General features: G+C 61.7%; 12 protein-coding genes. 6 read left to right on the forward strand and 6 right to left on the reverse strand.

Translation table 11 applies throughout. The annotated features are described in order from the left end of the window. Nucleotides 1–29: 29 nt before the first annotated feature. Genes LDN82_RS15765 through glmS form a run of 3 tightly spaced genes read right to left on the reverse strand, consistent with a single transcriptional unit; the run spans nucleotide 30 to nucleotide 3855 of the window. Nucleotides 30–1601: an NAD(P)H-hydrate dehydratase gene (locus LDN82_RS15765; RefSeq protein WP_224164976.1), complete on the reverse strand. Its 1572-nt coding sequence runs from the start codon at nucleotides 1599–1601 to the stop codon at nucleotides 30–32. Nucleotides 1602–1619: 18 nt separating this feature from the next. Beyond that, nucleotides 1620–1967: a holo-ACP synthase gene (locus LDN82_RS15770; RefSeq protein WP_216925115.1), complete on the reverse strand. Its 348-nt coding sequence runs from the start codon at nucleotides 1965–1967 to the stop codon at nucleotides 1620–1622. 4 nt (nucleotides 1968–1971) lie between these two features. Next, nucleotides 1972–3855, reverse strand: coding sequence for a glutamine--fructose-6-phosphate transaminase (isomerizing) (gene glmS, locus LDN82_RS15775; RefSeq protein WP_224164977.1), 1884 nt, complete (start codon nucleotides 3853–3855; stop codon nucleotides 1972–1974). 144 nt (nucleotides 3856–3999) lie between these two features. Between glmS and coaA the strand changes: the two genes are divergently transcribed. Together coaA and LDN82_RS15785 are read left to right on the forward strand one after the other, a co-directional pair. Further along, complete coding sequence (coaA, locus tag LDN82_RS15780) at nucleotides 4000–4965, forward strand: type I pantothenate kinase (protein WP_216925113.1); 966 nt, start codon at nucleotides 4000–4002, stop codon at nucleotides 4963–4965. Nucleotides 4966–4987: 22 nt separating this feature from the next. Beyond that, entirely contained in the window at nucleotides 4988–5806 is an 819-nt protein-coding gene (locus LDN82_RS15785) for a M15 family metallopeptidase (protein WP_224167552.1), read from the forward strand. 101 nt (nucleotides 5807–5907) lie between these two features. Here the strand turns inward: LDN82_RS15785 and glmM are convergent, their stop codons facing one another. The 3 genes from glmM to rplM form a co-directional block, all read right to left on the reverse strand. Then, nucleotides 5908–7272, reverse strand: coding sequence for a phosphoglucosamine mutase (gene glmM / locus LDN82_RS15790; protein ID WP_224164978.1), 1365 nt, complete (start codon nucleotides 7270–7272; stop codon nucleotides 5908–5910). A gap of 177 nt (nucleotides 7273–7449) precedes the next feature. Continuing rightward, on the reverse strand, nucleotides 7450–7956 hold the full coding sequence (gene rpsI / locus LDN82_RS15795) for a 30S ribosomal protein S9 (RefSeq protein ID WP_216925110.1): 507 nt from the start codon (nucleotides 7954–7956) through the stop codon (nucleotides 7450–7452). A gap of 38 nt (nucleotides 7957–7994) precedes the next feature. Continuing rightward, nucleotides 7995–8438, reverse strand: a complete 444-nt coding sequence (rplM, locus tag LDN82_RS15800) for a 50S ribosomal protein L13 (protein WP_011775554.1) — start codon at nucleotides 8436–8438, stop codon at nucleotides 7995–7997. 287 nt (nucleotides 8439–8725) lie between these two features. Here rplM and LDN82_RS15805 point away from each other — a divergent pair, with 287 nt between their 5' ends. From LDN82_RS15805 to LDN82_RS15820, 4 genes are all read left to right on the forward strand, one after another. After that, entirely contained in the window at nucleotides 8726–9370 is a 645-nt protein-coding gene (locus LDN82_RS15805) for an A24 family peptidase (RefSeq protein WP_224164979.1), read from the forward strand. 332 nt (nucleotides 9371–9702) lie between these two features. Continuing rightward, nucleotides 9703–9897, forward strand: a complete 195-nt coding sequence (locus LDN82_RS15810) for a Flp family type IVb pilin (RefSeq protein ID WP_224164980.1) — start codon at nucleotides 9703–9705, stop codon at nucleotides 9895–9897. 116 nt (nucleotides 9898–10013) lie between these two features. Beyond that, nucleotides 10014–10421, forward strand: coding sequence for a TadE/TadG family type IV pilus assembly protein (locus LDN82_RS15815; RefSeq protein ID WP_224164981.1), 408 nt, complete (start codon nucleotides 10014–10016; stop codon nucleotides 10419–10421). A gap of 86 nt (nucleotides 10422–10507) precedes the next feature. After that, nucleotides 10508–11449 carry a Tad domain-containing protein gene (locus tag LDN82_RS15820; protein WP_263422264.1) on the forward strand — a complete coding sequence of 314 codons (942 nt, stop codon included), beginning with the start codon at nucleotides 10508–10510 and terminating at the stop codon, nucleotides 11447–11449. Nucleotides 11450–11496 lie beyond the last annotated feature (47 nt).

Genomic DNA, 11496 nt, shown 5'->3' on the forward strand with positions numbered 1-11496 from the left:
ACTCATGACCCCCGACACGGACAGTAACCTTACGGTCTTGTAGGGTCGTATTCCGCAGTCAGCGAACCTACGACGCGCGGTACCGCCGCCATGATCGCTGACGCTGTAAGGGGGCCACCATCAAAATCGTTCGACGCGATCGAGCCAGCGCGGCCGTGAACGCTAGCCGCGACCGCCGCCACAGCAGCCCAGCGGTCGTCCAGTTTCAAGCCCAGGGCTGCGTACGCGCCGTCGTCGTCCCTGACAGAGTCCACAGATTGCGCCAGCAAGGCTCCCAGGATGCCTGCAAGGACATCGCCGCTGCCTGCAGTCGCCATCCAGGCAGTGCCCTCGGACTGGCTGAAAACAACGCCCGACGGCGAGGCCACCAGTGTGGTGGCACCCTTCAGCAGGACTGTGGCACCGGTTTGCGCGGCTGCTTGCCGTACGAAGTGCAGCGGCCGGGACTCGACGTCCTCACGGGTCACGGCAACCTCGCCGGTGGACGGAAGGGCTGCAAGGAGCGTCGCCAGCTCCCCGGCGTGCGGGGTGAGGATCCAATGGGCGGGACAATGCTCGGGCAGGATACTCAAGGCTCCGGCGTCGACGACGACTGGCAATTCAGCGTCAAGCGCCGACCCTGCGGCATCCTTGGCACGTCCGAGTTGGTCCTCCCCGTCGACGCCGGGACCAAGCAACCACGCCTGGACCCTGCCGGGATCCCCGGTCTCCCACAGGGCCTCCGGAGTCCGGGTCAAAACCTGGCGTGCCGCAGATTCCGGTCCTACATAGCGGACCATGCCTGCGCCAGCCACGGCTGCCGCATGGACGGTTAGTACAGCTGCCCCGGCAAAACGAGGCGAGCCAGCGACAACGCCCAACACGCCACGGGAGTATTTATGGGAGCGGCGACCCGGCTTGGCGAGCAAAGACTTCAGGTCCGGGGCCTCAAGCCGACGCAACTCAGGGGTATCCAGGGAGTCTTCGATCCCAATCGGTACCAGCACCGCGCGCCCCGCACAGCCTTCGCCGGGGTCCGTCATCAGCCCGGCCTTGATGCCACCAAAAGTCACTGTGACATCGGCATCCAGCACCGGCCAGTGGACTTCGCCCGTATTGGCATCCAAACCGCTGGGGAGGTCGCACGCCACCACGCAACGCGGCTTCAGCTCCTGAAGGGAAGCAACCAACTCAGCCGAAGCATCACGCAATCCGCCGCGCGCGCCGGTGCCCAGGAGGGCGTCGATAATGACATCGTCGCCAGCGCACAGGACAGCAAGTTCTTCGGCGTTTCCGGAATCCAATCGCAGCACGCGGCCACCTGCCGACTGAAAAGCCGCCAGAGCCTCGGTATGGACTTCCGCTGAGGCGAGTACCGCCGTCGTCCGCATGCCGCGGCGGGCAAGCATGGAAGCCGCGAAGAGTCCGTCACCGCCGTTGTTGCCCTTGCCTGCCAGGACCGTGACGCTGGCACCGGTCAGCTTGCGCCTGGCCTTGACCACGCGCACCACTTCCTGCGCCAAGCCGTAGGCGGCCCGTTGCATGAGAACAGCGCCCTCACCGGAGTCCAGGAGCGGTTGTTCCGCATCCCTGATCTGTTGTCCGGTGAAGGCGCTGATCATCGTTATATAAAGGTCCGTTTAGCCCTCGGCGAGGACATACGCCGTAGCGATGCCGCCATCGTGGCTCATGGACAGGTGCCAGCGCTTGACGCCCTTGGCATCGGACACGGCCAATACCGTTCCTTTGACCTGGACGGTAGGACCATTCTGGTCAAGACCAATCCAGCAGTCCTGCCAGTTCATGCCAGCGGGAGCACCCAGGACCTTGGCTACTGCTTCCTTGGCAGCGAAGCGCGCAGCGAGTGACCTGGTGTTGAGTTCGCGCTCCGCAGGAACGAAAAGCCTGTCCCGCAGTCCGGGGGTCCGCTCCAGTTGCCGGGCGAACCGCTCGATGTCTACGACGTCTACTCCAATGCCAACAATCATGCGGTTATTCTACGGTCACGCTCTTGGCGAGGTTACGCGGCTGATCGACGTCGTAACCCTTTGCGCCGGCCAGTTCAGCAGCGAAGATCTGCAGTGGCACGGTGGTGAGCAGCGGCATGAGCAGCGTGGGCGTCTCCGGGACGTAGAAGACGTGCTCTGCGTAATCCTTGACCGACTCGTCGCCTTCCTCAGCAATGACCAGGGTGCGTGCGCCACGTGCGCGGACTTCCTGGATGTTGCTGACAACCTTGGAGTGCAGGGAGTCACGGCCACGCGGAGACGGGACAACCACGAAAACCGGCTGGCCGTCGTCGATCAGGGCGATCGGTCCGTGCTTGAGTTCCCCGGCAGCGAAGCCCTCAGCGTGGATGTAGGCGATTTCCTTGAGCTTCAAGGCGCCTTCCAGTGCAACCGGGAAGCCAACGTGGCGGCCCAGGAACAAGACGGACTTCTCGTCCTTCATGCTGCGGGCCAGTTCGCGCAGGGGACCTGCGTTGTCCAGGATCTTCTGAATCTTGGCCGGGATCTTGTTCAGGTCCGCGAGGACGTCCTTGATCTGGCCGGAGAAGATGTTGCCACGCAGCTGGGCCAGGTAAAGGCCAAGCAAGTAAGCGGCAGTGATCTGGGCGAGGAACGCCTTGGTGGATGCCACAGCGATCTCCGGACCAGCGTGGGTGTAGAGCACGGCGTCGGATTCGCGCGGGATGGTGGAACCGTTGGTGTTGCAGATGGAGATCGTCTTGGCGCCCTGTTCGCGGGCGTAGCGGACGGCCATGAGCGTGTCCATGGTCTCGCCGGACTGGCTGATGGAAACCACCAGGGTGTTGGCGTCGACGATCGGGTCGCGGTAACGGAACTCGTGTGCGAGCTCCACTTCCGTGGGGATGCGGCACCAGTTTTCAATGGCGTACTTGGCCACCAGGCCAGCGTAGGCTGCGGTTCCGCAGGCCAGAACGATGATCTTGTCAACCTGCTTGAGGAGCTCAGGATCGATGCGGACTTCGTCCAGCGTCAGCTTTCCGTTGAGGTCCGAGCGTCCCAGGAGAGTCTGGGCCACGGCATCGGGCTGGTCGTGGATTTCCTTCTCCATGAAGGAGCTGAAGCCACCCTTTTCGGCAGAAGCCGGGTCCCAGTCAACGTGGTATTCCTTGCCTTCGGCGGGAGCGCCGAAGAAGTCGGTGATCTCCACGGAGTCCGCGGTGATGGTGACGATCTGGTCCTGGCCGAGTTCCACGGCGCGGCGCGTGTAGTCGATGAAGCCGGAGACGTCCGAGCCGAGGAAGTTCTCGCCGTCGCCAAGGCCGACCACGAGCGGGGAGTTGCGGCGGGCGGCCACGACGACGTCGGGCTGGTCCGCGTGGACGGCGAGGAGGGTGAAGGCACCCTCGAGACGCTGGCAGGCCAGGCGCATCGCCTTGGTGAGGTCGCCGCCGTTGCCATTGAGTTCGTTGCGGAAGATGTTGCCAACCAGTGCGGCAGCCACTTCGGTGTCGGTTTCGGACTCGAACGTGACGCCCTTGCCCAGCAACTCCTGCTTGAGCTCTGCGAAGTTTTCGATGATGCCGTTGTGAATCAGCGCCAGACGCCCGCCGTCGGAAAGGTGGGGGTGTGCGTTGCGGTCGGTGGGGCCGCCATGCGTGGCCCAACGGGTGTGGCCAATGCCGGTCAGGGATTCAGGAACCGGGTTTGCTTCCAGTTCACTGATCAGGTTGCTCAACTTGCCGGACTTTTTACGGGACGAGATGGTTCCATCAGCCACCACTGCGACGCCGGCGGAGTCATAGCCGCGGTACTCAAGACGACGCAGCCCCTCCACGACGACGTCAAGGGCGCTGTGACCAGCTGCCTTACGAGACGAATTGCCAACATAGCCTACGATTCCACACATGGGTATAAGCCTAACGGCTAGGTCAAACAACTGATGTGGGACGTCCCCCCTTCCACTCTTGTCTCTGACGCGTTAATCACTCAGAATTCACCCTCACGTCGTCCCGCATTTCCTGATCCGCCGGGCTAAGGGCAGAATCAGAACGTGACTTTGCAACGCACCGAAGCAAACGGCGACGGCGCTTCCCCCTTTGTTGAGCTGGACCGCCAAACGTGGTCCCGGCTGGCAGCACAGATGGAGCAGCCCCTCAACGAAGAGGACATTTTCCGTCTGCGCGGCCTCGGCGATCCCCTGGATATGAAGGAAGTGCGGGAGGTATACCTCCCCCTTTCGCGGCTTCTGCACCTCTACGTCGAAGCTTCACATCAGCTGCACGCGGCAACAACAACGTTCTTGGGCGAGCAAACACAACGCACCCCGTTTGTGATCGGCGTGGCCGGTTCCGTGGCTGTTGGAAAGTCCACCATCGCCCGCGTGCTCCGTGAAATGCTGCGACGCTGGCCGGGAACACCCAACGTGGAACTCATCACCACGGACGGCTTCCTCTACCCGCTGGCCGAATTGAAGCGCCGCCATTTGCTGGAACGTAAAGGTTTCCCGGAGTCCTACGACCGCCGGGCGCTGTTGCGTTTTGTGTCGGAAATCAAAGGTGGAGCCGAGGAGGTCCGGGCACCGTGGTACTCCCACGTCACCTACGACATCGTCCCGGGCAAGGAAGTCGTAGTGCGCCGGCCTGACGTGCTGATCGTGGAAGGCCTCAACGTTCTGGCCCCTGCCAGGCCCCGCATGGATGGCAAGCAGGGACTTGCGCTGAGCGACTTCTTTGATTTCTCCATCTACGTTGACGCCAAGACTTCCTATATCGAGGAGTGGTACGTGGACCGGTTCCGAAAGCTCCGCAGTACAGCCTTCGCGCAGCCGGAGTCCTACTTCCACCGGTACGCCACACTGTCCGACGAAGATGCCGAGTCAACAGCCCGCGGCATCTGGAAGCGCATCAACGAGCCGAACCTCGAAGAGAACGTGCTCCCCACCCGTGGCCGCGCCCAGCTGGTGCTTACCAAGGACGCAGACCATTCCATCCGTCGCATGCTTTTGCGGAAGGTCTAGCGTGGACACCCAACCCCAGCCGATGCCCAGCCGGAGGGCATTCGCGGGTTTGCTCACCGCTGGCGCTGGCCTGGCCGCCCTGACGGCCTGCACTCCGGATGGCTCCTCCTCCCCTGCCGCGGCTTCGGCGACGCCGTCCGGCGCTGCCTCGAGCGCCACGCCAACCCAAGTCACTGCCGTTACGCCCGCTGCCGCTACCGAGCCTTCCAGCGCACCGCCCTCACACGCCGCAGCCAGGCAATTCTCGCTGACCGATCCAGCGAGCCCTTGGGTGGTGGTCAACAAGCATCGGCCGCTGAACCCTCAAAACTATGTGCCGGCGGATTTGGTCCAGCCGAACATCCGGCTCGCCGTCACCGGCGAAGCCACACTGATGAACAGCACGACGGCGGCTGCCGCAGAGAAGATGTTCGCCGCAGCGGCGGCCGAGGGCGTCATCATGGCATTGGCGTCCGGGTACCGTTCCTATTCCACACAGGTCACCACATACAACGGCTACGTCGCGAACAGTGGCCAGGTTGCAGCCGACCGGGCCTCTGCACGGCCCGGTCATTCCGAACACCAAACGGGCTGGTCCTTTGACATAGCCGACGGCGGGGGTGCCTGCAGTTTCCAGCCCTGCTTCGCCGAGCAGCCCGCGGCTATTTGGGCCAAAGCCAACGCACACAAATTCGGTTTCATCGTCCGCTATCCATGGATGTTCCACGAAACAACCGGATACTTCTACGAGTCCTGGCACCTGCGCTACATCGGCGTCGAAGCAGCGACAGAGATGAACACCCGAGGCGTTGCAACACTTGAGGAGTACTTCGGGTTGGAAGCAGCGCCGGACTACCTGTAGGGCTGCCCTTTTTAGCCCGTCCGTTTAAACGGTACGGCCCGCTTCCTGGTAATCCGGTCAAACCGGTAATGCAGGAAAGCGGGCCGAAGCTGCTTGGGTTCTTATACAGCCAGTTCGCTGGGAGCGCTCAGGCGTTCTTTGACCACGGCGGCCAGGCTGTTGCAAATCCGCTCGGCCGTTTCCATGTCCGCAGCTTCCACCATGACGCGGACCAGGGCTTCGGTGCCGGACGGGCGGAGCAGCACACGGCCGGTTTCACCCAGTTCGAGTTCAGCAGCGGCTACTGCTGCAGCCACGCCTTCGTCTGTGGCGGCACGGGCCTTGTCCACGCCCTTGACGTTGATCATGAGCTGCGGGAGCTTGGCCATCGCCGTAGCGAGCTCCTTCAAGCTACGGCCCGTGAGGGCCACCTGCGCAGCAAGCTGCAGCCCGGTGAGTACGCCATCGCCGGTGGTTGCGTAGTCGGAGAAGATCACGTGGCCGGACTGTTCGCCGCCCAGGTTGTAGCCGCCGTCGCGCATTTCCTCCAGCACGTAACGGTCGCCAACAGCGGTTTCGCGGATGGTGATGCCGGCATTGCGGAGGGCAATCTTGAGACCGAGGTTGCTCATGACCGTGGCAACCAGGATGCTGTCCTTGAGCTTGCCCGCTTCATTGAGTGCCAGCGCCAGGATCGCCATGATCTGGTCGCCATCTACTTCGTTGCCTTCGTGGTCTACAGCGAGGCAGCGGTCGGCGTCGCCGTCGTGGGCAATGCCAAGGTTCGCGCCGTGCTTGACCACCGCTTCCTTCAACGGACCCAAGTGGGTGGAGCCTACGCCGTCGTTGATGTTCAGGCCGTCCGGCTCGGCGCCAATGACGACGACATCCGCGCCGGCGTCCTTGAACACCTGCGGCGAACAACCACTCGCCGCGCCGTGGGCGCAGTCCAGGACAACCTTCAGGCCCTCGAGGCGCTTGGGGAGGGTGCCGAGCAAGTGGACAATGTAGCGGTCCTCAGCGTCGGAGAAGCGCTGGATGCGTCCGACGTCGCCGCCCACGGGTCGCTGGGGCTCTTTGCCCAGCTGTGCTTCGATGGCGTCCTCGACGTCGTCGGGCAGCTTCTGGCCGCCGCGGGCGAAGAACTTGATCCCGTTATCAGGGGCCGGGTTATGGGAGGCGGAGAGCATCACGCCGAAATCGGCGTCGAGGTCTGCCACCAGATAGGCCGCAGCCGGGGTGGGCAGCACCCCGGCGTCATAGACGTCGATGCCGGAGCTGGAGAGCCCAGCTTCGACGGCGGCGGCAAGGAACTCGCCACTCGCTCTGGGGTCCCGGGCGACTACGGCGCGAGGCCGCTTGCCATCGGTTGTGCGGTCATGGCCGAGTACGACGGCGGCGGCCTGGGCCAGCTGCATAGCCAGCTCGGCGGTGAGCAATCCGTTCGCGAGACCGCGCACGCCATCTGTTCCAAATAATCTAGACATCGGCTCAAGTTTAGACGACGACGGGACACCACCCGTCCAGCAGCGTGTCGGAAGGTCATGTGCGCAGGTCAAATCCGGCTCACCGCTTGCATCTTCGAACTGCTTGAAGCGCAACTTCTTAAACGGCGAAAGCCCGCCCCGCCGAAACGGCGGAACGGGCCTTCGAGTAAGCGCAGATTAACGCTTGGAGTACTGCTGAGCCTTGCGTGCCTTCTTGAGACCAGCCTTCTTACGCTCGATGACGCGGGCGTCACGGCGCAGGTAACCGGCCTTCTTGAGGGTGGCGCGGTTGTTGTCGACGTCGATCTCGTTCAGCGAGCGGGCAACACCGAGGCGCAGTGCACCGGCTTGGCCGGAGATGCCACCGCCGTGGATGCGGGCGATGACGTCGTAGGCGCCTTCAAGATCAAGGATCTTGAAGGGCTCGTTGACATCCTGCTGGTGCAGCTTGTTCGGGAAGTAGTTCTCCAGCGTGCGGCCGTTGATGATCCACTTGCCGGAACCCGGGATGACGCGAACGCGTGCAACGGCTTCCTTGCGGCGGCCAACAGCTGCACCGGCAACGGTCAGTGCCGGGCGCTCCTTCTTGGGCGCATCTTCAACAGATGTGCTTTCAGAGGTGTAGCTGGTGAGGGTTTCCTCGGCCTCGACGGCTTCGGCGGTCAGTTCTTCGTTCTGAGCCACGGTTCTCCTTGTAATGAAAAGTTATTTGGTGGCCAGGACTACTGGGCGACCTGGGTGATTTCGAAAGTCTTCGGCTGCTGTGCAGCGTGCGGGTGCTCGGGGCCTGCGTAGACCTTGAGCTTGCCCAGCTGCTGAGCGGCGAGGGAGTTCTTGGGGAGCATGCCCTTGATGGCCTTCTCAACAGCGCGAACCGGGTTGGATTCCAGCAGCTCGGCGTAGTTGACGGAGGTCAGGCCGCCCGGGTAGCCGGAGTGGCGGTATGCGCGCTTCTGCTCCAGCTTGGCGCCGGTGAGGGCAACCTTTTCAGCGTTGATGATGATGACGAAGTCGCCCATGTCCATGTGGGACGCAAAGGTCGGCTTGTGCTTTCCGCGCAGCAGTGTTGCGGTCTGGCTGGCAAGACGACCAAGGACAACGTCGGTGGCGTCAATGACGTGCCACTGGCGGTTGATATCGCCGGGCTTCGGGGTGTACGTACGCACGGTTTTGCCTCGTTCTTGTTCTGGCGTTCATGTTTTAGGCGACACGCAGTGAGGCGTGTACCTACTATGTATGCGTTACCGGAGCAGAGGTGAGGGCTCTATAGACCAGTCATCCCAAAATCTCGATATGCCTCTTGAGTTAGCGACCCTGCAACTGGATCCCCGAGAAGGCATGTGTCATCGAGATAGGACACGCACAACGACTATAGACAATACCTTCAACGGGCCGTCCGGGTCAAAATGGGGTATCCGCCCCTCGGGGTCGCATGCGCTTTGAGGGAGAGTACATGACCAACGGTCCCGTTTTCCTGATCCTGCTTGCCATCGCCGGCTTGCTGTTGAGCCCGGCCGTCGAGTTTGTGATCGCCCGCGGCCTTCCTCGCCTGGGCGGACTCCCCTCCCCTGCCGTCCGGATTACGACGGCGGCAGTCACCGCGCTGCTCTTTGCCCTGCTGGGGTGGCGCTTTGGTTTTACCGCGGAATTGCCGGCGTTCCTTTTATTGGCACTTCTTGGGGTGCAGCTTTCGAGAATTGATTTCACTCTCCATTTGCTGCCAAACCCCCTCGTTTTGTTCCTGCTAGGGGGCGGTTTTGTTCTCCTTGCCACGTCCGCGGCACTGGATCCCGCCTGGCCCGAGCTGCTCCGAGCACTCGCCGGAGGCCTCATACTCTTCGTTTGCTACCTGATTCTGGGACTTATTTCGCCGAGAAGCCTCGGAATGGGCGATGTGAAGCTCGCAGCACCGGTCGGACTGTACTTGGGGTACTTGGGTTGGAAGCAAGTACTCTACGGCGGACTACTGGGATTCGTGGTGGGCGGGGTGCTCACGGTGCTGATGTTGCGCCTGAATCGCAAGGAAAAGACAGTGGAAACGGCACACGGACCCGCCATGGTTATCGCGGCACTGGGTGTGACTCTCCTACTTCAGTAGTCCTGGTTCTCCTGCGTTTCCGAGGGCTCTACATGGGCTCAAAAATATAAGACTGCTGTCGATTCCAAGTAGTCGCTTGCCCTTTTCGACCTCTCAACTGAGTACTTCGCTGTCCTTCCACGGGTGACCACGTGATACAAGCTGCAGGAATTCGAGTACGACTACGCATTGTTCAGCGGTACGTCCAGGGTGAATTCTTATCTCATCGAATTCCGAACCGCTAAAGGCAACATGGGGGTAGTTCGGGAATCGAAAGCAAATTCCGATAATTTGCTGGACCTATATCCATGATTTACCAAAACCCAAAAAATTCATCTGGGAAGGATTTTCCAATGTCTGCTCTTATGTTCACCATCACCTCGTACATCGCCGGCGTCAAGGACCGCTTCACCAAGGAGGAGAAGGGCGCCACGATGGTTGAATACGGCATCATGGTCGCCCTGATCGCAGTGGTGGTCCTGGCAGCTGTAGGCCCCTTGGGCACTGCTATCCACGACATGTTCGCTGACGTCACAACCAAGATCTAGCCTCTTCCCCCTTGGCCGGCGGCTGTGGAACGAACTTCCGCCACAGCCGCCGGCCATTTCTTCTTAACAGCTGTTCCGTACACCCCCTAAAGGGGATCTGGGTCTGGGAGACAGTCGTGACAACACGAAAGAAAGAGCGCGGTGCAGTAGCCGTGGAAATGGCAATTCTCTTGCCGCTCCTACTGTTGATCTTGGTTGGAATTATAGAGTTTGGCCGCGTGCTGAACGTTCAGGTTTCCCTGACCCAGGCGGCCCGCGAGGGCGCTCGCTACGCGGCAGTGAATTATGACAAAGGCGGCCTCAACGTGTCGGGCGTTGCTCTCGCGGCGGCCCCCTCGTTGAACGGGCTCGGTGTCACTGTCACCGACAACGCTTCCAGCTGCAAACCCGGATCCAACGTCAAGGTAACAACGAGTGTTTCGTTGACTTCGATATCCGGCTTCCTGGATGCCGGCTTCTTTGGTTCCCCGGGCCTCTTCCCGATGAACCTCAAAGGTGAGGGAGTGATGAGATGCGGCGGATAGTACGAGCGCTCCAAAGGCGCCTAGCGAGAGGCGCGGAGGCTGATCAAGGAAGCCGCGGCGCCGCCACCATCATGGTGGCCGGGATCATGGTCGTGCTGCTCGGGTTTGCGGCCCTGGCGGTCGACGTCGGCGCCTTGTACGCCGAAAAGGCCCAACTGCAGAACGGTGCCGATGCCGCAGCCCTGGCAATTGCAACGGACTGCGCCAACGGCAGCTGTGGAAACAGCACAACTACCGGCAACGACTTCGCCAACAAGAATTCCAATGACGGCCAGAGCGGGGCCACGGTCACATTCCCGGGCGCCACGACGGTCAGGGTCGTCACCAACGCCAAGGAGGGCGGCGTCAACAGTTTCTCGCTCTACTTCGCCCAGGTCATGGGGTTTGAGTCGACCACTGTAAAAGCGACGGCTGAGGCCAGCTGGGGTGCGCCGTCCAAGGCAAGCACTTTGCCGTGGACGATCAGCGAGTGCGTCTTCAAGAAGTACTTGTCCCCAACGCAGCTGGCATCTCTGAACTCCACCGGCAACTTCACCGGAGACCCCATTCCAACGCACGTGCTGCTGCGTTATGACGAAAACGCGCCGGCGTACCCCGGCTGCGCAGCCCAAAATGGCTACGAGCCCGGTGGTTTTGGCTGGCTGCTGACCACCTCGGGCTGCTCAACAGACATTTCACTCGACGCCACAGTCAAAGGCCAACCAGGCAACCACTTCCCGAATGATGCCGCGTGCAACACCGTGCTGGCCCACATCATGGACCAACCCGCGCTGGTCCCCCTCTTCAGAACCGCTACTGGCAACGGATCAAATGCCACCTACAAGCTGATTGGCTTTGCTGCGTTCCAAGTTACTGGTTACCAATTCAGCGGCACCGGAGGTGTGGTCGATCCAGCTGCCCCGAAATGCAACGGAAACTGCCGCGGCATCCAGGGCTTCTTTGACCGTTTCGTCTCACTGGAGGACGGAATGAAGGTCACCGGAGGTATCCCCAACTATGGAGCTTCTGTCGTTTCACTTACCAAATAGCAGCCGGCCCAATGCCGACTACGTCAAGTTAGAAATCCGAAGGGAGT

The sequence above is a fragment of the Arthrobacter sp. StoSoilA2 genome (assembly GCF_019977195.1).
GTDB lineage: Bacteria > Actinomycetota > Actinomycetes > Actinomycetales > Micrococcaceae > Arthrobacter.